We start from the raw sequence: 24,302 nt of genomic DNA on the forward strand, positions 1-24,302 counted from the left end.
ACCGGGTCGCCAGCATCGGCCGCAGCGACAACCCTTTTCGACTCGCTGGCCGAAAGGCCGCTATGACCGTCACATTCGACTCGCTTCGCATCGACTGGCTCGGCTACGCGACCGTTCGCCTCGAGGGCGAGACCGGCACCGTCGTCTACATCGACCCCGGACGGTACGGCGTCCTCGACGGTCTCGAACCGAAAGACGGCGACCTGATCCTCGTGAGCCACGACGACCACTACGATCCCGACGGCATCCGGCGCGTGGCGCACGATGACGCCATCGTCGTAATCCACGAGGCCGTCGACGCCGACGAAATCGACCGCGTCGACGAACAACCAGAGGCCCTCCCCTACGAGGTCGAACGCGTTCGGGAGGACGAGTCGTTCGTCCTCGGCCCGCTCGACCTCTTCACGACACCTGCGTACAACGAGCCGAACGGGCCCTACACCCGCAACGACGGCTCGCCCTACCATCCCGAGGGCGAGGGCTGTGGCTTCGGCGTGACGATCGACGGTATCTGTGCGTTCTGGCCGGGCGACAGCGACATCCTCCCGATTCACGAGCGACTGGACGTCGACCTCTTGCTCCCGCCGATCGGCGGCAGTTACACAATGGATCGCCACGACGTCGCCGAACTCGCCGAGGCGATCCGTCCTGACCTCGTCCTCCCGATCCACTACGACACGTTCGAGGCGCTCGAGACTGACGCCGACGCGTTCGTGCTCGACGTGGCGAGACGAGGCATCCCGGTCGTCCTGGACGAGTGATCGTCCCGTCTGCGTGACCGTCAGCATAACATGTGGTTCCCACAACAATTACGTCCCGCGACCCGTACTCACCGATGATGGACGGATCTCGAGCCTCGAGTCGGTTCTGTGAATCCTGTGGGGAACGGCTCTCCAGGCGAGCGAACTTCTGTGGCCAGTGTGGGACGGCCGTCGACGGCGACGTCGGCGATTCCAGCAGGGACCGAGCCGCCTCGAGCGGAGCCGTGACCGAACTGCTGCAGTGGGCCGTTCGCTCGCGGGGGTCGTCCGGCCCGCGGTCAACTGCGACCCCCGACCAGCGAGCGCGACTCCGCCGCCGCGTCCGACGACACGTCGAAGACGGCTGGCGCGTCGAGGAACGAACGGACGACAGCGCGACCCTCGTGCGACGGAGCCTCGGCTCCACGCGAACTCACCTGCTGATCGCGGCGATCACGGTTTGGTGGACGATGGGACTCGCGAACGCGATCTACGCGGCGATCTGTTACTACGACCGAACCGAGCGGACAGTGCTCCACGCCGACGATTCGCCGTCGGCGGATTCGCCCACTCGGGAGCGGGCGAGTCCGTCCGTTCGAGCGGGAAACGAACCGACACGACGCTCGAGGTGGCTCTCGACGTTCGTGTCACTCGCCCTCCTCGCACTCGGACTCTGGATCGTCGCCTCGAGCACGAGTCTCGGCGGATTCCTGGTCGGCGCGCTCGCTCTCGGTACCGGAATCGTCGTCTCGCCACCGGCCAGGGGCCGCCTCGAGCGCCGAAAACCGATCACGACGAACGGCCGGACGAGGTCGATCGAGGAGCGGAGCGTTCACGCCCCCGAGAAACGCTGCACGGGCTGCCTCGAGCCGGTCGTCGACGGCGTCGAACGAACCTATCGGCAGGAACTGGCCGTCGCCGGCGTTCCGATCGTCACGACGAACGAGGGCTCGAACTGCTACTGCGACCGCTGTGCCTACGCCGATCCCTCCGCCAGTTCGATCCGCGATGCGCTAGAGGTAGACGACGGAGTCGAAGCCGACGACGGCCTGGCGACCGAAGCGACGGAATCCGAAATGAAAACGAACTGACGATCAGAGGACGCCCATCTCCTCGAGTCGCTCCGGCAGGTACGTGTCCGTCACGAAGTCCAGGCCGCGCGAGGCGAGCGCCTGCTGCTCTGCTTTCTTCCCGATCTCGAGTTGCAGTTCGATCTGTTCCTTCCAGTAGTCGGTCTGGAACCGGGGATCGGTGAGTTCGTTCTCGAGGGCGTTGACGTCCGAGTCCGAGAGGGGGTCGGTCGGGAGGTCGTACTCGACGATGTCGGCGGGCTGAATGCCAATGAACTGCGCTTCGGGCGTCGCCAGATACTCTGAGAGGTGGGCGGACTTGATCGAGCCGTAGGCGACCGAGCCGAAGATGCGGTAGGACCACGGGTCGCCGTCGGTGAACACCACCACGGGGAGGTCGAGTTCGTCGTGGAAGCGCTTCGTCAGTCGGCGCGTGGCTCGGGCGGGCTGACCCCCGAGGTGGACGATGATGGTGTCGTACTCCTCGTCGAAGCCGTTCTCGACGAGCCGGTCGCGCATACCACCGGTCTCCACGCAGAGGACGAACTCGGCATCGTGGTCGAGGAACTCGATCGTGTCGGGATTATTCGGGATCTGGTAGCCGCCTTGCCCCACGTCGAGCTGGCAGTGAATGTCGCGGTCGCCCCGCTTCGTCTGCTCGCGGATGTGCAGCGGCCCCATCACCTTCGCGCCGGACTCCTCCGGGCGCATGTGGAAGTCCTCGCGGGTGACCCCGGAGACGATCTCTAAGTCCTCGACCAGCCCGTTGGACTCGTCCTGGTCGTTGAACTGGGCCTCTTCGTTGTCCCAGCTTTCCGAGAGGTAGTACAGTTCACGCAGGGTCGAGGAGCGATCCTCCTCGAGCTGATTTGCCAGGAACTCGATGGTGAAGACGGCTTTGAGGAGCTTCCGGGCGCCGCGAACGGAGTTCGCACTCCGGGTCGAGGTTCGGTCGCCGTAGACCCAGACGTTGGCCTCCTCGTCGAGTTCGATGTTGCTCTTCGATCGGGTAGGGACCTCCATGTGGGGGATCTCGCCCAGTTCGAACTGGTCGTAGAACTGGGCGGCGAGGTCGATCAGCTGTGCTCTGGCCTGTGATTCGTCCGTGCTCATGATGTGATCGTCAGTTTTTCCGCGTCGACGCCTTTGACGTCGATGTCGAACGACGCCTCGCTCGACACTTCGTACTCGAGAGTCGCCTCCTCGCCACCGGGGACGTCCGCTTCCCAGGAGACGAACCACTCACCGTCCATCTCGACAGCCGAGGCACCGTCGGAGAGGTTCTGCGGTTCTGCGGAGACGATGTCGGTTATCTCGAGGGTCTCGTTCGTGCTCGAGTGGTTCTCGACGACGAGTTTGACCGTCGATGCGTCGCCATCACCGCCGCCGTCGCCGTCCTCGAGGTGACGCTCGACCAGGACGTTGTTCATGATCCGTGCCACGGCGTCGTCGATGTTGGGCTGGTTGCGCCCCGTCACTTCGGCGACCTTCTCGGCCATCTCGGGGAGGATCTTACCCAGGACGTTCTGTTTCTGCCGGCGTTTTTGCATCGAGCGCCGTTTGTTGAGGTAGCGCTTGAGTTCGCGGGCGGCCTCCCGGATGGCGAGTTCGATCTCGTCTTCGATCTCGGGGACGTTCGCGATGGCGTCTTTGGACTCGCTCGTGAAGGGGACGTTCGTCGAGGCGACGTGGACCATGATCACGGCGGGGCCAGACGGTATCCCGGAGCCCCCGGGCTGGTCGAGGCCGTAGTTGCGCCACCCGATGCTCTTGACGACGTCGGTGGTCGCACAGGCGCCGCGCTGGTAGACCAGTGGCACCCGGTTCGCGAACCGGAGGACGTCGGCGGTTCCCTCGGCCGGGAGGTCGCCGCCGTAGGCGATGCCGGCCTCGACGATGAATGGGTCACCGCCGGAGACACCCGCGTCGCGGGTCGCCGCCGCGTAGAAGTCCGCGTCGAACTCCTTTTTCAGCCCGGCTTCGACCAGGCCTGCCGTGATCGGCGAGAGACACCGCGTCGGTGGGGCCATGATGTTCGTCGCTCGCATCCCCTCGACGAGGTCGCTTGCGGCGTCCCGGTCGCTCGCGAGTTCGCGAACGAGCGGCGTGTCGTCCGGGACGGTCACCATCACGTCCCAGATTGCTTCGACGACGTTCTCGCGGGCAGTGTCGCCGAACGCCACGTCGTCGTACTCCTCGGTCAGGTCCGCGGCCCGGTCGACGGCGGACTCGAGAGCCTTCCGGGTGAGCCGATGGCGGTCGTCCTCGAGGTCCTCGAACGTCCCGGCCAGGCGGACGGCGAAGGCGTGGACGACCTCGTCGTCCTTTCGGGTGCTCGTCGCGTCGTCGCTGAGTTCGTAGAGGTCGGCGACGATTCGGGAGACGTCTTCCGGGTTCGTGGCGTCTGTGCCGTCCTGGTCGTCCTGATTGTCCTCTTCGTCCGCCTCATCGTGCCCGACGAGGGCGGCCCACGCCGACTCGAGCGCCTTCTCGCGAACGGTCGACCCGAACGTCGTACCGTACTCGTCACCGACCTCGTCGGCGACCTCCTCGACGACGGTCGACAGTTCGTGGTGGGCGATTCGGTCCCGGCTCGAGACGGTGTCGGCGATTCCCTCGGCGAAGTCGGTCGTCGCTTTGGCCCCCTTGTTCGCGGTGGAGTTCTCGACGGCGGCGGCGACGTCCGCGGCCTCGTGGCTCGCGGGCGGCTTCCAGGCCATCTCGCGGCCGAAGTGGCGGTCGCGGAACTCGTCGATGATCGAGTCGGCCGTCTTCTTGCCGACGCGGGTGAACTCCTCCTGGAGGAACCCCGAGACGGAGTGGGAGTCGGTCGCTGCGAGCATCTTGATCACCGTGCCCAGTTCGACTCCGTGGGGGTGGGGGCGGATCTCCTCGGTCTCCTCGGGGAGCTGGTCAGTGGCGCGCTCGAACTTGAAGTGGGCCGTGGGCTCGCGCAACTCGAGGCGGGCGTGGGGATTGACGACCGCAGTGTGCTTGATGTAGTCGTGGAGCTGGGCGCGAGCGCGCATGTTGGCCTCCATCTCGAGTTCGATCCGGGTGCCGTGGGGGCGATCCCAGGTCGTCGTCTCTGCGACGCTGATTTCGGGTTCGTTCTCGTCGGTATCGACGATCAACTCGAAGTACTCGGCCTCGCTCGAGCCCTGGGTTCGGCTGGTGATCTTCGCGGGTTTGCCGCTCGTGAGCTGAGAGTAGAGCACTGCCGCGGAGATACCGATCCCCTGCTGACCGCGCGACTGTTCGCGGGCGTGGAAACGAGAGCCGTAGAGGAGTTTCCCGAAGACCTTCGGGAGCGATTCTTTCGTGATTCCCGGTCCGTTGTCCTCGACGATCAGGCGATAGTAGTCGTCGGCTTCCTGGATCTCGACGTAGATATCGGGGAGAATGCTGGACTCTTCGGCGGCGTCGAGGGCGTTGTCGACGGCCTCTTTGACCGCCGTGACGAGCCCGCGAGCACCGCTGTCGAAGCCCAGCATGTGCTTGTTCTTCTCGAAGAACTCGGCGATGGAGATCGCTCGCTGGTTGTCAGCGAGTTCCTCGGCGATCCCCGGCTCGTCGCCGAGTGTCGACTGTAGCGACGTCATCGTCGTTCTGTTGTAGCGGCGGGGGTAAAAGGTGTGCGTTACCGTAGTGAAAGTGATCGACGCTCCAGGCGGCCGCTACTCGCTCGTTCCACGCGTTCCGTTCGCTCCGTCTCTGCGCGCTCGAAGCGAGGAAAGCCTACGTGCCGCGACCGGTTTGAGACGCTGAGTAACCGATCGCTCGAGGGACATGTGACAGCCGACCGGAAATCGCGCGCTCGCGCGCGTACGTGACTTTTATTACCCCCCGACCACTACCCGCAATCAGGTTTTGTATGTCTCAAGATAGCGAGTACGGCGCCGGACAAATCCAGGTCTTAGAGGGCCTGGAAGCGGTCCAAAAGCGACCGGCGATGTACATCGGTTCGACGGATACGCGGGGACTCCACCACCTCGTCTACGAAGTCGTGGACAACTCCATCGACGAGGCGTTGGCCGGCCACTGCGACGACATTACCGTGACCATCCACGAGGACGGCGCGGTGAGCGTCGCCGACGACGGCCGCGGCATCCCCGTCGACACCCACGAGGAGTACGACCGCCCGGCCCTCGAGGTCATTCTCACCGTCCTCCACGCCGGTGGAAAGTTCGACAACAAGTCCTACCAGGTCTCCGGGGGGCTCCACGGCGTCGGCGTCTCCGTCGTCAACGCCCTCTCGGGACGCTTCGAGGTGACCGTCAAGCGCGACGGCGGCGTCTTCACCCACGCGTTCGAGAACGGCGAGCCACAGGGGGACATGGAGCGAGTACGCGACCTCGAGCCCGACGAGGAGACGGGTACCCAGATCACCTTCTGGCCCGACCGCGACATCTTCGAGACGACCGAGTTCTCCTTCTCGACGCTCTCGAACCGGCTCCGCGAACTCGCATTCCTCAACTCCGGCGTCCGGATCACGCTCCGCGACGAGCGCGAGACGGACGACGAGGGGCAACCAGTCGAGGACACTTACGTCTACGACGGCGGGATTCGCGAGTTCGTCGAGTACCTCAACGAGACGCGCTCTTCCCTCCACGACGACGTCATCTACTTCGAGGACGACGCCCAGAACATCCAGGTCGAGGTGGCGATGCAGGCCACCGAAGAGCTCCAGGGGTCGATCCACGCCTTCGCCAACAACATCAACACGCGCGAGGGCGGGACCCACCTGACGGGCTTCAAGACCGCCCTCACCCGCGTAGTCAACGACTACGGGGGCGAGAACGACCTGCTCTCGGACCTCGAGGAGAACCTCCGCGGCGACGATATCCGCGAGGGGCTCACCGCGGTCATCTCGATCAAACACCCGGACCCGCAGTTCGAGGGGCAGACGAAGACGAAACTCGGCAACTCGGAGGTGCGGGGCATCGTCGAGAGCGCGATGCACGACGGCCTGTCGACGTACTTCGAGGAACACCCCGACACCGCCCAGGCCATCGTGATGAAGGCCGTCGAGGCCGCGAAGGCCCGCAAGGCCGCGAAGAAGGCAGAAGAACTGACGCGGCGAAAATCGGCACTCGCGTCGACCTCCCTCCCCGGCAAACTCGCGGACTGTCAGACCAAAGATCCCGACGAGGCCGAACTGTTCATCGCGGAGGGTGACTCCGCGGGCGGCAGCGCGAAACAGGCCCGAAATCCGGAGTTCCAGGCCGTTCTCCCCATCAAGGGGAAGATCCTCAACGTCGAGAAGCACCGACTGGATCGCATTCTCGAGAACGACGAGATCCGGAACATGATCACCGCCATCGGTGCGGGGATCGGCGAGGAGTTCGACATCGACAACATCCGGTACAAGAAGATCATCATGGCGACCGACGCCGACGTCGACGGGGCCCACATCCGGACCCTGCTGTTGACGTTCTTCTACCGGCACATGCGCCCGCTGCTCGAGGGCGGCTACGTCTACGCGACCCAGCCGCCGCTGTATCGCATCCGGTATCGCGGGAATACCTACGACGCGATGACCGACGCCGAGCGCGACGAGATCGTCGAGGAGAAGTGCAACGGCAACCCGACGCAGGTCCAGCGCTTCAAGGGGCTTGGCGAGATGAACCCCGAACAGCTCTGGAGTACGACGATGAATCCGGACAACCGCATCCTCAAGCAGATCGCGGTCGAGGACGCGGCGGCGGCCGATCGCATGTTCTCAGTGCTGATGGGCGATGCCGTCGAACCCCGAAAGCAGTTCATCAAGGACCACGCCCCCGAAGCAGAGTGGATCGACATCTGATAGCGCCATGTACGCAGCCACACACCGACTGACGACGATGCAGTCACGACACGAATCGACGCCGCGACGAGACCGACGACGAATAGAGGTGCCCCTCGAGCGATGAGTTCCGAAGTACCAGATCCGACGGACATCGATGCGGCCTCGGTCGAACCGGTCCGCATCGAGGACGAGATGGAGCAGAGTTACATCGACTACGCGATGAGCGTCATTGCCGGGCGTGCCCTCCCCCGGGTCGAGGACGGCCTCAAACCCGTCCACCGGCGCATCCTCTACGCGATGCACGAGATGGGCGTCACGAGTCGCTCGAGTCACCGCAAGTCCTCCTCGATCGTTGGGGAGACGATGGGTGACTTCCATCCTCACGGTGACCAGGCGATCTACGACACCTTGGTCCGGATGGCCCAGGACTTCTCGATGCGCTATCCGCTCGTGGACGGGCAGGGGAACTTCGGCTCGATGGACGGCGACCCGCCCGCGGCCCAGCGGTACACGGAGGCCCGCATGGCCGCTATCGCCGAGGAGTTGCTCGAGGACATCGACAAGGACACGGTCGACTTCTCCTCGAACTACGACGACCGTCTCCAGGAGCCGGACGTCCTGCCAGCGGCGTTCCCGAACCTCCTCGTGAACGGCTCCTCGGGCATCGCCGTCGGGATGTCGACGAACATCCCGCCGCACAACCTCGGCGAGGTGATCGACGCGACGGTCGAACTCATCGACAACCCCGACGCGACCGTCGAGGACCTGATGGAACACGTCAAGGGACCCGATTTCCCGACGGGAGCCAACATCGTCGGCCGCGACGCCATCTACTCGGCGTACAAGACCGGCCGCGGGCGCATCCGTGTTCGCGCCGAGTTCGAGGTCGAAGAGTGGAAGCGTGATCGCGAGCGCATCGTCGTCACCGAAGTGCCCTACCAGGCGAACAAGGCCCGCCTGGTCGAGCGCATCGCCGAGGACGTCACCGAGGGCGCCCTCGAGGGCATCTCGGACCTGCGCGACGAGTCCGACCGCGACGGCGTCCGCATCGTGGTCGAACTCAAGCGCGGCGCGAATACGGACGTCGTCAAGAACCGACTGCTCGAGAACCACTTAGAGCGAACCTTCGGCGTCATCAACCTCGCGCTGGTCGACGGCCAGCCGAAGGTGTTGACGCTCAGGGAGACCCTTCAGGAGTACATCTCCCACCGCAAGGAGGTCGTCCGACGGCGCAGCGAGTACGACCTCGCGGAGGCCGAGGACCGCGCACACATCCTCGAGGGTCGGCTGAAAGCGCTCGAGAACATCGACGACGTGGTCGACCTCATCCAGGACTCCGAGGACCGCGACGAGGCGCGAGCGGGTCTCGAGGCAACCTTCGACTTCTCCGAATCACAAGCCGAGCACATCGTTCGGATGCAACTCGGGAGCCTCACCTCGATGGAGTCGGCCGAAATCGAGGACGAGTACGAGGAGGTTACGGCGGAAATCGAGCGCCTCGAGGCCATCCTCGGGAGCGAGTCGGCGCTGTACGAGGTCATCAAAGAGGAGTTGCTCGAGATCAAAGACGAGTACGCCGACGACCGGCGAACTTCGATCATCGAGGACATGGGGACGGTCACCCACGAGGACCTGATTCCCCAGGAGGACGTCTTCGTCGTCATGACCGAGGACGACTACGTCAAGCGGATGCCGATCGAGAACTTCGAGGCCCAGGGTCGGGGCGGCAAGGGGATCATCGGCGCGGACGTCAAGGACGAGGACCGCGTGACGACGGTCTTCCGGGCGAACACCCACGACTACCTGCTGTGCTTCACGAACCACGGCCAGGTCTACCGGCTCAAGACCTACGAAATCCCGGAGATGAGCCGGACGGCGCGGGGGAAATCCGCCGTCAATATCCTCGACCTCGATCCGGGCGAGGACATTACGGCCATCGTCGACACCGACGCCTTCGACGGGGAAGAGTACGTGACGATGGTGACCAAACACGGCTACGTAAAACGGACGGCGGGCGAGGAGTTCGACAACATCCTCTCGACGGGCATCATTGCCGCCAGCCTCGAAGAAGGCGACGAACTCGTCGACGTGGACGTCACCGACGGGTCGAAGGACCTGGTCATCGCGACCGAACAGGGGATGACGATTCGCTTCGACGAGGACGAGGTCCGGGCCATGGGCCGGAACGCCCGCGGGGTCAACGGAATCAAACTCGAGGACGGCGACGCCGTGGCAGGTCTGGTCTCGACCGACGAGGACGACGAGCGAGCGCTGCTGACGGTGACCGAGAACGGCTACGGTAAGCGGACGTTGCTCTCGGCCTACCGGACCCAGTCGCGGTACGGGAAGGGATTGATCGACATCAAGACCAACGAGCGCAACGGCCCGGTGACGGCGGTGAAGGCGGTCACGGAAGACAACGAGCTCGTCCTGATGAGCGAGCGCGGCCAGATTATGCGCACGCGGGCGAGCGAAATTTCGACGGTCGGTCGGAACACGATGGGCGTGACGGTGATGGACGTCGAAGCGGGTGACGCGGTCGCCAGTGTGGACGTGATTCCAGCGGAACTCGGGGTGGACGCTGACGAGACAGCCACTAACGAGGCGGACGTCGACACAGATTCGCCAACCGACGAATAACCAGAATTTCCGTTTTCGTTCGCCGGCCTCGAGGCCGAGAGCACGTTTGTCGTGGAAGAGGCGCTACCTCGAGAGTACCGACGCGTTTGGGTTTTGTGTTGGATGGACGGAACAATACCCTATCCAGCAAAAGGTAGACTTTCTATAGCATAACGCCTCGCCCTCCCCAGCCGATTGCGGTGCTCGCTTCGCTGCGCTCCTCACCCCTCGCGCGACGTCGACGACCGACCCTCACGGTGCTCGGGGCCGCTCGACAGCGCGCGCCGCGGTGGTTCGTCGGCTCTACCCGGCCGCTCGGTCGGCTACCCAGCCACCCAGTCCGTCGGTCGCGGTTCCCGGATCCGCTCACCGCCTGGTGAGCAAACGCTGGTAGCTCGCCTTCGCTATACTCCAGGCGGGATACAGCGTCGTGTACACCGGGTCGGGTGCGTTGCGGGCGCCCGCCCGGAGCACGCGGTGGCGCAGCGGTGACCCCGAGTTGTCGATGATCTCCGAGAGGTCGGCGGACTCGAGCCACGCGAAGAACGCCCGCTCAGGGGGAGATCGCGGCTCGGTCTCGTGAACTCGGTCGCGGATGTCCTCCCACATGTAGCGCTCGTCCTGGCCGAGGATCCAACGCCCGCCCTCGAGCCCTCGTCGCAGGTCGTGGTAGTCGTCGTCGGCAAACGGGTAGCCGTGTTCGGTCGGTTCGAGGCCGGCCAGTCGGAGGCCGACGGCCGTCCGGTAGCACTTCTCGCAGACCCCGCAGTTGCCGTCCATGCGGTCGTTGCAAGTCTGAAGCTCGAGGTCGGGGGCATCGCTCTCGGCGTAGGCGGCGAGCACGTCGAGACGCTCCTGGCGGGTCAGGTCGTAGGCGTCGTGGTGACACTGGGTCTTGGCCCAGCGGACGTTGTCGTCGATGTCGGGTCGAGAGCCCCACTCGAGGTCGATCCCCTCCCAGTGGGTGGCGGCCATGTAGAGGTCCTCGATGTCGCGGGCAGCAGCCAGCGGGGCGCAGAGCCCCAGCAAGCCGAGGCCGTGGCCGACGGAGCTGTACCAGCCGCCGTCGACGTAGCGTTTGTAGTGAGCGAGCAACATCGGGTGATCGAGGAAGGAGAGCATGTTGGCCTCGACGAAGGCGGTTTCGAGGCCGCGGTCGGCGGCGAAGCCGGTCACCCGATCGACCAGGTGGCCCCACTGCTCGTCGGCCGAACGGTTGGGCGTAATCGTCCATCCGCGGATGCTGATCAGCGTGGGTTCCTCCTCGCGGTGGCGAACGTACGAGCACGTGGAGTCGACGCCGCCGGTGAAGAGGAGGCCGCTCTCCGCGTTCTCATCGTCGCTGTCGTCGCTAGATACACGCGTGTCGACGACCTCGCGGGCGTAGAGGTCGCTACCCTCGAGGAAGTCGTACATCTCGAGCATGGCCGCCTGGACGTCCTCGAGCGCCGAGACGAACGTCGCGTCGACGGTATCGACGTAGACGTCCGCACCTGCAGCCCAGGCGACGGGACACACCTGGGCCAGCGCCGGGACGACGAGCAGCGAGTCGGGGACCGACTCGAGGTCGACGTCGTAGGTGACCTCGAGCGGGTTGCCGGTGAAGAACCGGGCGAGGTCGCTCGAGGGGCGAACGGTCGTTCGAAGGGTGCGTCCATCCGTCGTCGGGGTGTCGATGTGTATCAATGCCATGGTCGAGAGCGGGGTCGCCACCAGTTGCAGCTCGAGGGTGACGACCGGTCGTCCCGTGACCACCACCGAGGACGGTAAAAACAGGCACAATCGTTGACGCGTCGAGCGTCGTAGAAATCACTGCCTAGAGATTGGTAGGCGGCCGTATCCGCGGTCCATAGACGGCCATATCACCGTCCATAGACGGCCGTATCTACCGCCCGCTCGAGCACTCGTCTGTCTCTCCGACTCTGCCTGATTCGCTCTACTCCGGTTTCCGTCGGCCCTATCCGTCGCCTCGAGCGTCGTCCATCGCCTCGAGCGGGATCCATTCGTGTGAAAGCGGACCGATATCGGCGGTCGGGTGCGCGCGAATCGGTCGCTCGCCGGGGCGACGCCCTGGCGGTTCGAAACCGCGAACGCGTCTCGAGGGGGTAGGCGGGGGATAACAAACCCCTCTCTTCTCGAGGCATTTCACCAATGCGAACTGTCACGCCAGCCACCGTCGACGGTCGCCTCGCGCGGGTGAGTCGATGACGCAGAGACGAACCCTGCTGGACCTCGTCCTCGCGGTCGGGTTTCTCGCCGTGGCGACCGCGATCGCCGTCGCGCATCGATCCCCACCTTCGGGATACGAATGGTCCATCTACACGGGCACGCCGACGCTCACCTGGGTTGCCTTGGGCCTCGCACTGGCTGTCGCGGTCGGGGTGACCATCGGCACTCGCGGGTGGTACCAGGCCGGCGCCATCGCCCTCGGCGGGCTCGCGGTGACGAGCATCGTCAGCCTGCCGGTGATCCGCAACTACCACTTCCAGGGGATGGGCGACTCGCTCACCCACCTGGGGTGGGTCCGGGACTTCGTCCAGGGGACGATGCAGCCCCACGAACTGTTCTACCCCGGGCTCCACGCCGTCGCGACGACCCTCCACCTCGGGGGCGGCGTCTCGATGGAGCGGGCGCTCCTGATCGCCGTCGTCCTCCTGTTCGTCCCGTTCGTCGTCTTCGTCCCGCTCATCGCACGCGACATCTCGGGAACGGGCGCCGCTGCCGGGTTCGCCGCCATCGCGTCCTGGATGGTGCTCCCCATCAACAACGTGGCGACGCACATGGGGCCGCACACGAACTCGAACGCGCTGTTCGTCGTCCCCGTCGCCCTCTTCGCGACCGTCGCCCTCGTGAGCCGCCGCTCGGACCTCGAGCGCCTTCCGTTCGGCATCTCGCCGTTCACCGTCTGCCTGTTTCTCGCGGGCGTGGGCCTCCTGCTGGTTCACCCCCAGCAGATGATCAACGTGGTCGTCTTCCTCGGAGCGCTCGCTGGGGTGCAGTACCTCGCGAAGCGCCGGTACGACGATCATCCGATGGTGCACCACCCGTCGCTGTTCGCGCCGGCGGTCATGCTCGGCGTCCTGTTCGTGGTCTGGGCGGCCGCGAACGCGCGGTTCCGACGCGCCTTCTCGGGGCTCGTCTCCGGCCTGTTCAGCCGCGACATCGGGACTGGCTCGACCGTCGGGCAGCGGGGCGGGTCGCTGACGGAACTGGGCGGCAGCCTGCTCGAACTGTTTGCGATCATGTTCCTCGTCGCCGCCGTGCTCGGGGCTATCGCGGCGCTGTTCGTCCTCGCGACGTGGCTCGGGCGAACGAGTCTGGATCCAGACGGCCGCTCGTACGTCACCTACTTCGCGCTCGCGCTGGTGCCCCTCGGCGGCATGTTCGTCGTCTACTTCCTCGGGACGCCGACGATGGCGTTCCGGCAGGTCGGCTTCATCTACGTCGTCCTGACGATCCTCTCGGGAATTGCCCTCGCGCACCTCTTCGGCTGGCTGACCGGACCGCTGACGACTCCGGGGGCGAACGCGCTCGCCGCCGTCTTCGTCGCGGCCTGTCTCGTCCTGACGCTCGTGACGCTGTTCACGTCGCCGCTGATCTACCAGCCGACCCAGCACGTCACCGAACAGCAGCAGTTCGGCTACGACACCGCCCTCGAGCACCGGGTCGACGAGCAGTTGTACGCCGGCTTCGGCTACGGGATCAACCGCTACGGCGATGCCCACTACGGCACCGAGGCCGGGAGCGAGATCAACTACGACGGCGGCGCCGGCGGAGCAGTCCTCGTCGAGGAGTTCGAGGACGGCAACTACCGGGAGGCCTACCACGGTGCGGACTACTACTTTACCGTGAGTGCCTACGACAAGGCGCGCGAACTCGAGGTGTACGACGAACTCCACCACTCCGAGGCGGCGCTCGAGGAAATCGAGCGCGAGCCCTACGCGGACCGATTGATCTCGAGCGAGGAGTTTACGATGTATTCGGTGGAGGGGACGCCCTCCTGATTCCTGAACGCGGCCGTCGATAGTCCGGCGTCAGTTATCGACGCCTGCACCCGTCGGCGCGTCCGGCAATTCCTGTTTGTCGACCTCGATTCCCAGCTCCTCGAGGGCGGCCTCCATGTGTCGTTCCTCGGCGAAGTCCGATTCGTCCTCCTCGCGGATCCGCTGGGTCGTCGCGAGTACCTCGGCGCGGCGGTCGTCCGGAATCGAGAACTTGTCCGTGGCGAGTTCGATGGTCAGGCCGTTGTTGTCCCTGGTATACAGCGAGTGGAAGATGCCCCGGTCGAACTCGTTGTAGCCGTAGCCGGCCTCCTCGAGGGCCTCCCGGGTGTCGACGAATCGCTCGGGATCGATGCTAAACGCGAGGTGGTGGACTGAACCGATCTGGTGGCGAAGCGGTGCCGGGTTCGACTGGCGGTCGTCGCTCACGAAGAACGTGATGATCCGGCCGTCCCCGGTGTCGAAGAAGAGGTGCGTCGATGTCGGGTCGTCGAGGTTCGGCTGTTTCAGAACGAGGGGCATCCCCAGCACGTCCCGGTAGTAGGCGATGGTGTCCTCGGTGTTCGAACCGATTAGCGTAATGTGATCGGTGCCGGTGGTCTGAATGGGGCTGTCGGGTCGGTCGGCGGTGATCTCGAAGTCGTCGCTCATACCTCCTCGTAGGCGCTGGACGTACATACCTTTCCGCTAACGTCGGTGTCACCCGGAGCCAAATCGCGACTCGAGTACGCCGTCGCTCACCGCCGTTACCGCTCGCGAGGACGCCACCGCCAGGTCACGGCACCGCCACAACCACCACACACACGGCCGGGAACGGCGCTCGAGCGCGGCGTACGCAGCGAGAGCGCCGTGACCCGGGGGAGGGCAGGTTCTCGTCGGGACGACGCGGTCGTGGGGCGCTTCGGTTGTGAACTAGCTCAATCGTCCTCGAGACCGGGACCCAACTCGACGCCGAACCCACTTAACGCGTGCATCTGGCCACCCTCGAACCTACCCAAACGCGCTCACAAGCGACCGTCAGATGTCACTCGAGTCCGCCGCCGCGCGCACCGACTGGGACGGCACCGTCCCCAACGCCTTCGATCTACGGGTCGTCGCCCTCGTCTTCGTGGCCTCCGGCTTCGCGGCCTCCGCGAACCTCACCGCGGGCGGCCTCGAGTTCGCCCTCGTCGCCTTCGGAACGCTGGTCGTCGCGGGACTCGCCGCTCACTGGCTCGGTCAGCGCCGTGTCCGCCGCGTGACCGAATCGCTCGTCGAGCAGTGGGTCGCCGCCGGCGGGAGCGTCGAGTCGGTCACCCGCTCGGCCTCCTGGCTGCGAACGGAGTGGATCGTCCGGACGAACGAGGGGCCAGTCACCGTCGGCGGCCTGGCACTGGTCCCGATCTCGCGGGTGTCGATCACCTGGCGCGGGCTGGGGGAGTCACACGCGGTTTCGGCGGCGAGCGCCGACCTCGAGTCGCTGGCCGCGGAGTGGTACGCGGAGATTTTCGAGCCCGGGCGGAAACGTGTTCGAGAGACGCCGTCTCGAGCATCGTAGCGGCGACTGCCGGACGAACGATTCGACTTGCCTTCGGGAACGACTCGGCGCTTTCGGGATGACCCGGCGCCTCCGAGAGCAATCTTCACCCGCCACAGCCGAAGGCCGCGACCAAGTCTCCCTCTCGAGCGTGCCCTGTTCTCGACCGTGTACGCTACGCGTCCACAACAGGTAACTGCTCGAAGGGTGACTAGGCACCTACTGCGCATGACCGCCAACCGAGCCGAGTCCGAAGGGCGTTCCGACGCGACCGGCGACTCCGGCGTGACCTCGATGACCGAGATCGCCAGCCCGCGAGGATCGCCCGGGGTCGAGTCGCCCGTGATCCAATCGCGCGACCTCGACGTCTTCTACGGTGAGACCCAGGCGCTCGACGGCATCACGATGGACATTCCCGAACGACGGGTGACGGCGCTCATCGGGCCCTCGGGCTGTGGGAAGTCGACGTTCTTGCGATCGATCAACCGCATGAACGACCTCATCGACGTCGCTCGCGTCGAGGGCGACCTGTTCTTCCACGGCAAGAACGTCTACGACGACGACGTCGACCCCGTCGCGCTCCGCCGGAAGATCGGAATGATCTTCCAGCAACCGAACCCCTTCCCGAAGAGCATCTTCGACAACGTCGCCTACGGACTCCGGGTCCAGGGCAAGGACGACGACCTCGAGGAGCAGGTTCGCACCGCCCTCGAGCGTGCCGCGCTGCTCGAGGAGGTCGAGGATCAACTGGACTCGAGCGGTCTCGACCTCTCGGGCGGACAGCAACAACGCCTCTGTATCGCCCGCGCCATCGCGACCGACCCGGAGGTCATTCTGATGGACGAGCCAGCGTCGGCGCTCGACCCCGTCGCCACCTCGAAGATCGAGGATCTGGTCGAGACCCTGGCCGAGGAGTACACCGTCGTGATCGTCACCCACAACATGCAGCAGGCGGCCCGAATTTCGGACAAGACGGCCGTCTTCCTCACCGGCGGGGAACTCGTGGAGTTCGACGACACGACGAAGATTTTCGAGAACCCCGAGAGCCAGCGCGTCGAGGACTACATCACCGGGAAATTCGGATAACTCGAGGCGTTCGGCTGTTTCTCGCGTTTGTGGCTATCTCGAGCGACGGCCTGGTGCGGACAGTTCGGGGATCGGCCATTCAGGTGGTTCGGAACACTCGACTACTCGAGGCGGACGATTTGGGACAATCGGTCACTCGAGGTGGACGGTTCGGTGCGCTCCGTTGCTCGAGCCCGGCGGTTCAGTTCTCTCGATCACTCCAGGTAGCCCAGCCCCCGGAGCTGTTCGGCGATTTCCTCGAACTCGGCCTCCGTGAGCTGACCGGATTTCTGGTGTTGAATCACGATGCTCCGCAGGAGAAATCGGGTGAGATCGCTCGTACTCTGAAAGCTCGTGCCCTCGATGGTCTCCTCGACGCGCGCCGCGAGATCCTTCGGGATCGAGACCGTCGTATATTCGGTCATCTCGTGTCGAAACTGGGCGACGGACCGGCGTAAAGATTCCCACTGCAGGCGAGAATCCGTGAGCACTCGAGCCGTCTCGAGAGCGTAGCCATTTTCGGTCCTGAGATGTTATGACTCCCCATGGGAGTCCGGCCACCATCGAACGGTCCCGACGACGAGCCGACGAGCATCGAATTCGGCATCGCCGCCGTCGACGCCCGCCTCAAACGAGCCGACCTCTCGTTTCCCGCCTCGAGAGCGGACGTCTCGGCTGCACTCGGCGATGCCAACATCCCCTACGACGTTCACGGGAATACGGTCGGACTCGAGACGGTGCTCGAGCACGTCGACCGGGAGCGATTCGAGAGCCGGCAGGAGTTGCTCAACGCCTTACATCCCGTCTTCGAGGAGTATCGCAAGAACCATTCGGGCGGCTTTTTCAGGCAGGTCCGGACGTTGCTTCCGTTCTGATCAGTTTGGTTCGACGCCCCCTTTGACCGTATCAGTTCAACGCTCCTTCTGACCGTGTCGGTTCGACGTTCGTCCTGGCCGTGTCAGTTCGACGTTAATCCTGGTCAGTCCTCGACCCGCCTCGAGAGCCGCCAGCATCAGTTCTACCGATCGTCTCGATCCCGGCGACTCTCGAGGCGAACTTGCTCGAGGCGTCGTCGCTGTTCGCGGTGGAGGGTGACGATCATGTCCGAGAGGACGCCGAACATGAGCAACTGGACGCCGAGCAAGATCGCGGCCGCGGAGACGACCGCGAGGATTTCATGGCCGGTGCTGAACTGGATCCAGCGCCAGAGCACGTAAGTCGCGAGGGCGATTCCCGAGATGACCGACGCGGCGCCGACGCTCCCAAAGTAAAACAGTGGGTTGTTCGTCTTCGCCAGCGAGTACAACGTCAGGATGATCGTCCCACCGTCCCAGAGGGGGTGGAGGTTCGTCTCCGATTCGTCGGGTCGCGCCCGGTAACTCACCGGGACGACGGCCGTCTCGATGCCGTGGCGGACGCACTCGACGGCGAGTTCCGTCTCGATGGTGAACCCGTCGGAATCGAGGAGGAGTCGCTCGAACGAGTCGCGGGTGAACGCGCGATAGCCCGAGAGGATGTCCTCGTAGTTCGCCCCGTGGATGAACCCGAACGCGCCGTTGATCATCCGGTTACCGAACCCGTTGATGCGCTTCATCGCGTCGTCGTCCATGTTCGCGAAGCGATTTCCGATGACGTGTTCGTATCCCTGGGACAGGGGCTCGAGCATCGTTTCGGCGTCGGCCGGGTCGTAGGTGCCGTCGCCGTCGAGCATGAGGACGTAGCGGGCGTCGACGTACTCGACGGCTTCGCGGACGGCCTGCCCTTTCCCGGAGCCGGACTGGGTCAACACACGAGCGCCGTGCTCGCGGGCGATGTCGCGCGTGCCGTCGCTCGAGTCGCCGTCGACGACGAGGACGTTCTCGTAGCCGCGTTCGCGAAAGCGGTCGATGATCTCTCCAATGGTCGCGGCCTCCTCGAGTGTGGGGAGCAGAATACAGACCTGTTCGGGCGGCAGTGGGTGGTCGATGGTCGACGAGCCAGACTCCTCGTCGGCGTCGCTAGTCGCGTTCGCGTCGCCATCCGCGTCAGCGTTCTCGTCCGCGGGTGATGCGTCGCCGTCGGAAGCGGCGGACTCGATCCCTGCGTGCTCGTCCATTGGAATGCACTCGACGCCCGCACTGGAAAAACGTACTGGTGTATCCGGTGAGTGTTCGGCTTCTCGAACCAAGTAAGGTCTCCCTGACGGCTTACCAGGTGAGACCCTCGTAGACCTCGAGATCAGCCTCGGAGACGTCGATTCGGCGACCGTCGACGAGCACTCGTGTGGTCATCCGTTCGAGTGCTCCTGTGAGGTCGTCGAACTCGGGCCAGTCTGTCGCGACGACGGCCCCGTCGGCGCCCTCGAGAGCCTCCGCGGCGCTCGCGGCGTACTCGAGGCCGTCGCGGTCGGCGTACGCGGGGTACGTAGACTGCAGGTTCTCGGTGGCGACCGGATCGTAGCCGACGACGGTCGCGCCTCGCTCGAGGAGGGAGTCGATGACCTCGAGCGCGCGGGACTTCCGGACGTCGTCGGTCCCGGGTTTGAACGACAGTCCGAGGACGGCGATCCGGGCGCCCTCGAGGTCGACGTGGTTCGATAACAGGTCAACGAGCCGACGGGGCTGGCCGTCGTTGACGCGGACGACGGCGTCCAGGAGTTCGGGATCGTAGCCTTGCTCTCGCGCGCCCGCTCGAAGGGCGTTGACGTCTTTGGGGAAACAGGAGCCGCCCCAGCCGAGTCCCGAGCGCATGAATTGCTCGGAAATGCGGTTGTCGAGCCCGACGGCGTCGAGCACTTCGTAGGCGTCGACGCCGTAGGCCTTGGCGACGTTCCCGAGTTCGTTCACCAGCGAGACCTTCGAGGCGAGGAAGGCGTTGTTGGCGTACTTGATCAACTCGGCCTCGCGGACGCCCGTCTCGACGAAGTCCGCTCCGCGCTCGCGCATGGGGGCGTAGAGTTCCCGCAGGGTGTCGGCGGCCGCCGAGTCGGTCGCCCCGACGACGACCTTCTCGGGCTCGAGGAAGTCCTCGACGGCGGTGCCCATCCGGAGGAACTCGGGGTTCATCGCCAGCTCGAGGCCCTCGCCCACAGGTCGTCCGCTCGCCTTGCTGACTATCGGGCCGACGACGTCCTCGGTCGTCCCCGGCAACACGGTGCTCTTGACGACGACGAGGTGGTCGCCGTCCTTCTCGGCGAGGGCCGCCCCGAGCGACTCCGAGGCCGCGCGCATCGCCGTCAGGTCGAGGCTGCCGTCGTCGTGTTGTGGCGTCGGCAGACAGAGGAAGGTGAGGTCACTGTCGCGAACGGCGCCGTAGTCGGTAGTCGCCCGCAACCGCTCGCCCGCGTTCTCGGCGATTCGTTCCGCGAGGCCCGCTTCGTGGATGGGGGCTTCGCCGGCGTTGATCGTGTCGACGACGTCCTGGTCGATCTCGACGTTCGTGACGTCGTGACCGAGGTCCGCAAGACAGGCCGCGATCGTCGTGCCGACGTAGCCGCTGCCGACGATAGAGACGTTCATACGATGCTCAAGGCACCCGGTGGGGTAGTGATTTTTGGGTTCGTCGCCCGCCGTGTCCGCGTCGGGACCACCAACACGGATAGTCCTGCGGTACGTATTGGAAGCCCATGGCGACGGATGACTCCTCCCACCCGCTGCTCGCGGCGATTTACGACCCGGCGACCGCACTCGCCGAACGAACCTTGCTTCGCCCCCACCGCGAGTACCTGGTCGACGGCCTCGAGGGCCGGGTGCTCGACGTCGGCGCGGGAACGGGTGCCCTCTTTCCGTACTTCGCCCAGGTGCCCGACGGAGACGCGACGTTCCACGCCATCGAACCCGATCCGCACATGCGCCGCCAGGCCGCGTCGATGGCCGCCGACCTGGCTCTCGCGGTTGACCTGCGAGACGCCCGGGCAGAGGCACTTCCCTACCAGGATGAGTCCTTCGACGTCGTCGTCGCCTCGCTGGTCTTCTGTACGATTCCGGGCGCCGAGGCCGCCCTCGCGGAAGTCAAGCGCGTCCTCCGTCCCGGCGGCGAGTTCCGCTTTCTCGAGCACGTTCGAGACGACGGCTGGCGCGGGCGGGTTCAGTCGCTGGTCGAACCGCTCTGGAAACGGGCCGCCGGCGGCTGTCATCTGACTCGACAGACCGCGTCGCTGTTCGCGGCCGACCGGGCATTCGACGTGACTGAACTCGAGCGGATCAACCTCGGCGTGACGCCGGTGCGGCCGTTCGTCCGGGGCCGGATGCGAAAACGGGTGTGAGGGGAACCGAACGCTCCTCGAGCGTCGCGGTACGGACGAACGATGCTCGGGCGTTGGCTACTCGAGCGTCGCGACCAGCAAGAACGTCTCCGGGCGAACCGCCACGTGCTCGAGGGCGAAGCCTGCCGTCTCGAGTGCCTCGGTCGCCTCGTCGGCGCTGTAGCGCTCGTCGGTCGGCGGGCCGTCCTGGCCGGTGCCGCTCGCGGCCCAGTCGACGATGGCGAGTCGCCCACCCGGCGCCAGGACGCGGGTAATCTCCTCGAGGGCCGCCTCGCTCGCGAACTCGTGGTAGGTCATCGTGGAGAACGCGGCGTCGACGTCCCCGTCCTCGAACGGGAGGTCGCTCACGTCCGCCGTGACGAGGTCGACGTTCTCGGGGACGCCCTTCTCGCGGTAGTAGTTGTGCATCGCATCCTGGAGGTCGACGGCGTACACCGTCTCGACGTGCGGGGCCACGTCGTCGGTGAAAAAGCCCGTCCCGCTCCCGAGGTCGGCCACGGTGTCGGTTTCTGCGGGGTCGAGCGCCCAGCACAACTCCTCCCTCGAGCAGAATCGGTACCGGCGCTCTGCGCGCTCGAGCTTGTCCGCCCGCGAGGCGTCGAAAGTGTGGTGTCCCATGATCGGCGTTAAAGATTATCGAAGGCGTCGTCTACCAGTTCGCCAGTTGTGGCCACGATGTCGGCCATCGCGTCGTCGTCCGGAGCCATTCCGACGAGTCGAGCGATGCGCATGATGCTCACGTGGTAGACGCGCTGGGTGCCGGGCGACTCCTCCCAGACGACGACGTTACACGGGAATATCGCACCGATTTTGTTGTCAGAAACCTCGAGCGCCTTGTCCGCGACGGCCGGGTTGCAGGCCCCGAGGACGTAGTAAGGATCGCGTCCAGCGTCGACTTTCTCGTTGAGCATCTCCGAGGGGGAGAACTCGACGGGGACGCCGAAGCCGGCATCGGTGAACACCTCGCGCACGTGTTCGATTGCGTCCTCGTGGTCCATCTCGAGGGTTGTCTGTTTCGCGCCGATGTCGTCGGGGTCGATCTCGGCCGGGTCGATTGGGAGCGTCATTCGTGTGAAGTAGTGGGGCCAGCGAGAAAAGTTCTTTCGACAGCCTGCTGTGACGTCTCTCGATCAGCGTCCGTGCGCTGCGGGCAAACCGGGGCGTACCGTGGCGTATCGTGGCGATAGTTCGAGCATACGACCAATTTCGACCGACGATCTTGCCCTCCCTGCATCCGGTTCCATCCCGGTGAGTCTTGCACCGTCCTGGAACGCCCGTTTCTCTGAGTCGGCAATTCACCACAACGCCCTTCCATCGATCCACCCAATCAAGAACGTACTCGATGGCCCTCGACACGGACATCACACGACGGCGGGCGCTACTCGCCGGCGGCGGCACGCTCGCGTTCGGCGGCGGGGTCGCGTACCTGGCCTCGCGCCCGGACTCGAACTCGAGCGACGAGACGTACATCCCTGAAACGTCCAACCGGAGCGACGAGACGACCGGATTCGGCGCCGAACTCGCGGGGCGACCCATCGCCGGCGACCTCGACGCCCCCATCGACGTCTACTACTGGACCGACTACCTCTGTCCGTTCTGCGCACGGTTCGAGGCGGAGACGCTCCCGAGACTCGGTCGGGAGTACGTCGACGCCGGCACGGTACAGTTCGTCCTTCTTCCGTACCCAAACATCGGGAGCTACTCTATGGAAGCGATGGTCTGGAGCCTGTGCGTCTGGGACGTGGTCGCCGACGAGACGCCCGCGGCCTACTGGAACTGGCACCACCGTGTCTTCGAGAGGCAGTCGGACGCCGAGTCGAATTCCGACTGGGCGACCGCGGACGCGTTCGCGACGATCACCGACGAGACTACGGACGTACCGCTGGCCGACGTCGAGGCCTGTCGCGAGGAACGCTCACAGGACATTCAGGACTCGATCCAGGGCGACCTCGCCCTGGGGCAATCGGCCGGCATTCAGGGTACCCCCGGATTCGTCATCTACAATCGCGAGGCGGACGCAGCCGGAAGAATCGTCGGGGCCCAGCCGTACGACAACTTCGCGGACGCAATCGAGCAGGTTCGAAATGCATGACGAATCGTCGAATACGGGGACGGACGCACGAGTGGCTGGGCGACCTGGGCGAGGCGCTATCGTTCCCGCTGACCTCGGACGGTCGCCTCGCCGTCGCCGCCGCGACGACGCTGTTCACGTACGTCGTCCTGGTGTTGAGCACGTTTCCACAGTTCTCGATCCAGGTGCTGACCAGCGAACCAGCCGACCTGTTCTTCGCCGTCGCGACGCTCACGCAGGAGACGTACGCCAGCACCGGCTGGCTGGGTCTCGGACTGCTAACGCTGTACGCTCTTCTGACGGGCGTCGCGGTGGCGAACGGGGTCGCTCTCGTTCGTCGCGCTCGTCGCCGGAGTGCGTCGACGCTCGCGGGGATCGCGCCGGGACTACTCGCCGCGGGCTGTGCGAGTTGCGGGGCCGGCATCCTCGGCGTCCTGGGCTTCGCCGGAGCGATGGCGCTCTTGCCGTTCGACGGCAACCTCCTTCGACTCGCCGGAATCGGCCTGCTGGTGTTCGTCCTCGGGCGAACTGGCGATCCACGGACGTGTTCGATTCCGAGGACGGCGGGCTCGTGAGCCGCCGCCGGGCGGTTCGTCCGGCGTTCGTCGTGGCGATTGCGCCTCGAGCCCTTCGCGGGACGGACACATCAGCGTGGTGTGTTTGTGGAATCCACATGCAATCACAGGATATATAGGACATCGATTCACCCATGCAGGACTCTACCCGACCCGAGGATACGATAGCAGACACGACAGCCACCTCGAGCACTCGAAAACACGTGCTCAAGAGCATCGGCGTCGCCGCCGGCGTCTTCTTGCTGTTCGGCACGGTGACCGGACTCGTCCCGAACCCCCTCTACGTCCGGATGGTCCCACGGACGCCCCTCGACTACCTGTTTCTCGTCGCCACGTCGGCGTTCGCCGGCGCGTTCGTCTACCAGCGGGCGACTCTCCACTGCTCGACGAACGACCGAACCGCGTTCGGCGGTGTCGTCGGCGGGTTCCTCGCGTTCGGCTGTCCGACCTGTAACGTGGTCCTCCTGGCGCTCTTTGGTTCCTCCGCGCTAATGACGTACGTCGACCCGTTGCGACCGCTGCTGGGCGCCGCGAGCGTCGCGCTCTTCGCGGGATTGCTCTACGTGCAGCGTCGACGCGGCTGTCGCACCTGTTGACGGCGAGGGTGCAGGAGC

General features: G+C 65.3%; 21 protein-coding genes. 12 read left to right on the top strand and 9 right to left on the bottom strand.

All coding sequences use genetic code 11. The features are described 5' to 3' along the window. Window positions 1–62 precede the first annotated feature (62 nt). Both NGM29_RS08090 and NGM29_RS08095 read left to right on the top strand, forming a co-directional pair. Entirely contained in the window at window positions 63–761 is a 699-nt protein-coding gene (locus tag NGM29_RS08090) for an MBL fold metallo-hydrolase (RefSeq protein ID WP_254160005.1), read from the top strand. 77 nt (window positions 762–838) lie between these two features. Continuing rightward, window positions 839–1,831, top strand: coding sequence for a DUF8108 domain-containing protein (locus NGM29_RS08095; RefSeq protein WP_254160007.1), 993 nt, complete (start codon window positions 839–841; stop codon window positions 1,829–1,831). Between the two features lie 3 nt (window positions 1,832–1,834). Here NGM29_RS08095 and NGM29_RS08100 read toward each other — a convergent pair whose 3' ends face one another. Both NGM29_RS08100 and NGM29_RS08105 read right to left on the bottom strand, forming a co-directional pair. Next, the gene (locus NGM29_RS08100; protein ID WP_254160009.1) at window positions 1,835–2,923 is read right to left on the bottom strand and encodes a DNA topoisomerase IV subunit A; all 1,089 of its coding nucleotides are present in this window, start codon (window positions 2,921–2,923) and stop codon (window positions 1,835–1,837) included. Next, window positions 2,920–5,412, bottom strand: coding sequence for a DNA topoisomerase VI subunit B (locus tag NGM29_RS08105; RefSeq protein WP_254160011.1), 2,493 nt, complete (start codon window positions 5,410–5,412; stop codon window positions 2,920–2,922). Before NGM29_RS08105 ends, NGM29_RS08100 begins: the two co-directional genes overlap by 4 nt. Before the next feature lie 272 nt (window positions 5,413–5,684). On the opposite strand from NGM29_RS08105, the gene gyrB reads away from it, so the two are divergent. Both gyrB and gyrA read left to right on the top strand, forming a co-directional pair. Continuing rightward, window positions 5,685–7,616 carry a DNA topoisomerase (ATP-hydrolyzing) subunit B gene (gyrB, locus tag NGM29_RS08110; RefSeq protein ID WP_254160013.1) on the top strand — a complete coding sequence of 644 codons (1,932 nt, stop codon included), beginning with the start codon at window positions 5,685–5,687 and terminating at the stop codon, window positions 7,614–7,616. A gap of 102 nt (window positions 7,617–7,718) precedes the next feature. Continuing rightward, complete coding sequence (gene gyrA / locus NGM29_RS08115; protein WP_254160014.1) at window positions 7,719–10,238, top strand: DNA gyrase subunit A; 2,520 nt, start codon at window positions 7,719–7,721, stop codon at window positions 10,236–10,238. Window positions 10,239–10,583: 345 nt separating this feature from the next. On the opposite strand, the gene NGM29_RS08120 is transcribed toward gyrA, so the two are convergent. Next, window positions 10,584–11,909 carry a hypothetical protein gene (locus NGM29_RS08120; protein WP_254160509.1) on the bottom strand — a complete coding sequence of 442 codons (1,326 nt, stop codon included), beginning with the start codon at window positions 11,907–11,909 and terminating at the stop codon, window positions 10,584–10,586. 512 nt (window positions 11,910–12,421) lie between these two features. Between NGM29_RS08120 and NGM29_RS08125 the strand changes: the two genes are divergently transcribed. Further along, complete coding sequence (locus NGM29_RS08125; protein ID WP_254160016.1) at window positions 12,422–14,221, top strand: DUF6541 family protein; 1,800 nt, start codon at window positions 12,422–12,424, stop codon at window positions 14,219–14,221. Between the two features lie 30 nt (window positions 14,222–14,251). Here NGM29_RS08125 and NGM29_RS08130 read toward each other — a convergent pair whose 3' ends face one another. Next, window positions 14,252–14,869 (bottom strand): VOC family protein, encoded by a 618-nt coding sequence (locus NGM29_RS08130; protein WP_254160019.1) that lies wholly within the window; start codon window positions 14,867–14,869, stop codon window positions 14,252–14,254. Between the two features lie 370 nt (window positions 14,870–15,239). Between NGM29_RS08130 and NGM29_RS08135 the strand changes: the two genes are divergently transcribed. Continuing rightward, window positions 15,240–15,755, top strand: coding sequence for a hypothetical protein (locus tag NGM29_RS08135; RefSeq protein WP_254160024.1), 516 nt, complete (start codon window positions 15,240–15,242; stop codon window positions 15,753–15,755). A 207-nt stretch (window positions 15,756–15,962) separates the two neighbouring features. After that, window positions 15,963–16,820: a phosphate ABC transporter ATP-binding protein PstB gene (gene pstB, locus NGM29_RS08140; protein ID WP_254160027.1), complete on the top strand. Its 858-nt coding sequence runs from the start codon at window positions 15,963–15,965 to the stop codon at window positions 16,818–16,820. Between the two features lie 194 nt (window positions 16,821–17,014). Here the strand turns inward: pstB and NGM29_RS08145 are convergent, their stop codons facing one another. Continuing rightward, on the bottom strand, window positions 17,015–17,224 hold the full coding sequence (locus NGM29_RS08145; RefSeq protein WP_253433767.1) for a ribbon-helix-helix domain-containing protein: 210 nt from the start codon (window positions 17,222–17,224) through the stop codon (window positions 17,015–17,017). Between the two features lie 120 nt (window positions 17,225–17,344). On the opposite strand from NGM29_RS08145, the gene NGM29_RS08150 reads away from it, so the two are divergent. Beyond that, the gene (locus tag NGM29_RS08150; protein ID WP_254160029.1) at window positions 17,345–17,674 is read left to right on the top strand and encodes a DUF5789 family protein; all 330 of its coding nucleotides are present in this window, start codon (window positions 17,345–17,347) and stop codon (window positions 17,672–17,674) included. Between the two features lie 143 nt (window positions 17,675–17,817). Here the strand turns inward: NGM29_RS08150 and aglJ are convergent, their stop codons facing one another. Together aglJ and aglM are read right to left on the bottom strand one after the other, a co-directional pair. Continuing rightward, window positions 17,818–18,894, bottom strand: a complete 1,077-nt coding sequence (gene aglJ / locus NGM29_RS08155; protein ID WP_254160031.1) for an S-layer glycoprotein N-glycosyltransferase AglJ — start codon at window positions 18,892–18,894, stop codon at window positions 17,818–17,820. Window positions 18,895–18,985: 91 nt separating this feature from the next. Further along, window positions 18,986–20,296: a UDP-glucose 6-dehydrogenase AglM gene (gene aglM, locus NGM29_RS08160; RefSeq protein WP_254160033.1), complete on the bottom strand. Its 1,311-nt coding sequence runs from the start codon at window positions 20,294–20,296 to the stop codon at window positions 18,986–18,988. Between the two features lie 107 nt (window positions 20,297–20,403). Here aglM and NGM29_RS08165 point away from each other — a divergent pair, with 107 nt between their 5' ends. Next, complete coding sequence (locus NGM29_RS08165; protein ID WP_254160035.1) at window positions 20,404–21,042, top strand: class I SAM-dependent methyltransferase; 639 nt, start codon at window positions 20,404–20,406, stop codon at window positions 21,040–21,042. A gap of 57 nt (window positions 21,043–21,099) precedes the next feature. Here the strand turns inward: NGM29_RS08165 and NGM29_RS08170 are convergent, their stop codons facing one another. Then, window positions 21,100–21,660 carry a class I SAM-dependent methyltransferase gene (locus tag NGM29_RS08170; RefSeq protein WP_254160037.1) on the bottom strand — a complete coding sequence of 187 codons (561 nt, stop codon included), beginning with the start codon at window positions 21,658–21,660 and terminating at the stop codon, window positions 21,100–21,102. Window positions 21,661–21,668: 8 nt separating this feature from the next. Further along, a complete protein-coding gene (locus NGM29_RS08175; RefSeq protein WP_254160039.1) occupies window positions 21,669–22,109 on the bottom strand; it encodes a DUF302 domain-containing protein in 441 nt (146 codons plus the stop codon). Window positions 22,110–22,384: 275 nt separating this feature from the next. Here NGM29_RS08175 and NGM29_RS08180 point away from each other — a divergent pair, with 275 nt between their 5' ends. The 3 genes from NGM29_RS08180 to NGM29_RS08190 all read left to right on the top strand — a co-directional run bounded on the left by NGM29_RS08180 (window position 22,385) and on the right by NGM29_RS08190 (window position 24,284). Next, the gene (locus NGM29_RS08180; RefSeq protein WP_254160041.1) at window positions 22,385–23,134 is read left to right on the top strand and encodes a DsbA family protein; all 750 of its coding nucleotides are present in this window, start codon (window positions 22,385–22,387) and stop codon (window positions 23,132–23,134) included. Beyond that, window positions 23,131–23,688: a hypothetical protein gene (locus NGM29_RS08185; RefSeq protein WP_254160043.1), complete on the top strand. Its 558-nt coding sequence runs from the start codon at window positions 23,131–23,133 to the stop codon at window positions 23,686–23,688. The genes NGM29_RS08180 and NGM29_RS08185 overlap by 4 nt, the downstream gene beginning before the upstream one ends. Window positions 23,689–23,822: 134 nt before the next feature. After that, on the top strand, window positions 23,823–24,284 hold the full coding sequence (locus tag NGM29_RS08190) for a hypothetical protein (RefSeq protein WP_254160045.1): 462 nt from the start codon (window positions 23,823–23,825) through the stop codon (window positions 24,282–24,284). The last annotated feature ends 18 nt before the right edge of the window (window positions 24,285–24,302 follow it).

Source organism: Natronosalvus rutilus (assembly GCF_024204665.1).
Classification (GTDB): domain Archaea; phylum Halobacteriota; class Halobacteria; order Halobacteriales; family Natrialbaceae; genus Natronosalvus; species Natronosalvus rutilus.

What these genes read in the sequence shown, in the direction of transcription:
- NGM29_RS08090 (WP_254160005.1), top strand. Translation starts at nt 63, where the DNA reads ATGACCGTCACATTCGACTCGCTTCGCATCGACTGGCTCGGCTACGCG.
- NGM29_RS08095 (WP_254160007.1), top strand. Translation starts at nt 839, where the DNA reads ATGGACGGATCTCGAGCCTCGAGTCGGTTCTGTGAATCCTGTGGGGAA.
- NGM29_RS08100 (WP_254160009.1), bottom strand. Translation starts at nt 2,923, where the DNA reads ATGAGCACGGACGAATCACAGGCCAGAGCACAGCTGATCGACCTCGCC.
- NGM29_RS08105 (WP_254160011.1), bottom strand. Translation starts at nt 5,412, where the DNA reads ATGACGTCGCTACAGTCGACACTCGGCGACGAGCCGGGGATCGCCGAG.
- gyrB (WP_254160013.1), top strand. Translation starts at nt 5,685, where the DNA reads ATGTCTCAAGATAGCGAGTACGGCGCCGGACAAATCCAGGTCTTAGAG.
- gyrA (WP_254160014.1), top strand. Translation starts at nt 7,719, where the DNA reads ATGAGTTCCGAAGTACCAGATCCGACGGACATCGATGCGGCCTCGGTC.
- NGM29_RS08120 (WP_254160509.1), bottom strand. Translation starts at nt 11,909, where the DNA reads ATGGCATTGATACACATCGACACCCCGACGACGGATGGACGCACCCTT.
- NGM29_RS08125 (WP_254160016.1), top strand. Translation starts at nt 12,422, where the DNA reads ATGACGCAGAGACGAACCCTGCTGGACCTCGTCCTCGCGGTCGGGTTT.
- NGM29_RS08130 (WP_254160019.1), bottom strand. Translation starts at nt 14,869, where the DNA reads ATGAGCGACGACTTCGAGATCACCGCCGACCGACCCGACAGCCCCATT.
- NGM29_RS08135 (WP_254160024.1), top strand. Translation starts at nt 15,240, where the DNA reads ATGTCACTCGAGTCCGCCGCCGCGCGCACCGACTGGGACGGCACCGTC.
- pstB (WP_254160027.1), top strand. Translation starts at nt 15,963, where the DNA reads ATGACCGCCAACCGAGCCGAGTCCGAAGGGCGTTCCGACGCGACCGGC.
- NGM29_RS08145 (WP_253433767.1), bottom strand. Translation starts at nt 17,224, where the DNA reads ATGACCGAATATACGACGGTCTCGATCCCGAAGGATCTCGCGGCGCGC.
- NGM29_RS08150 (WP_254160029.1), top strand. Translation starts at nt 17,345, where the DNA reads ATGGGAGTCCGGCCACCATCGAACGGTCCCGACGACGAGCCGACGAGC.
- aglJ (WP_254160031.1), bottom strand. Translation starts at nt 18,894, where the DNA reads ATGGACGAGCACGCAGGGATCGAGTCCGCCGCTTCCGACGGCGACGCA.
- aglM (WP_254160033.1), bottom strand. Translation starts at nt 20,296, where the DNA reads ATGAACGTCTCTATCGTCGGCAGCGGCTACGTCGGCACGACGATCGCG.
- NGM29_RS08165 (WP_254160035.1), top strand. Translation starts at nt 20,404, where the DNA reads ATGGCGACGGATGACTCCTCCCACCCGCTGCTCGCGGCGATTTACGAC.
- NGM29_RS08170 (WP_254160037.1), bottom strand. Translation starts at nt 21,660, where the DNA reads ATGGGACACCACACTTTCGACGCCTCGCGGGCGGACAAGCTCGAGCGC.
- NGM29_RS08175 (WP_254160039.1), bottom strand. Translation starts at nt 22,109, where the DNA reads ATGACGCTCCCAATCGACCCGGCCGAGATCGACCCCGACGACATCGGC.
- NGM29_RS08180 (WP_254160041.1), top strand. Translation starts at nt 22,385, where the DNA reads ATGGCCCTCGACACGGACATCACACGACGGCGGGCGCTACTCGCCGGC.
- NGM29_RS08185 (WP_254160043.1), top strand. Translation starts at nt 23,131, where the DNA reads ATGACGAATCGTCGAATACGGGGACGGACGCACGAGTGGCTGGGCGAC.
- NGM29_RS08190 (WP_254160045.1), top strand. Translation starts at nt 23,823, where the DNA reads ATGCAGGACTCTACCCGACCCGAGGATACGATAGCAGACACGACAGCC.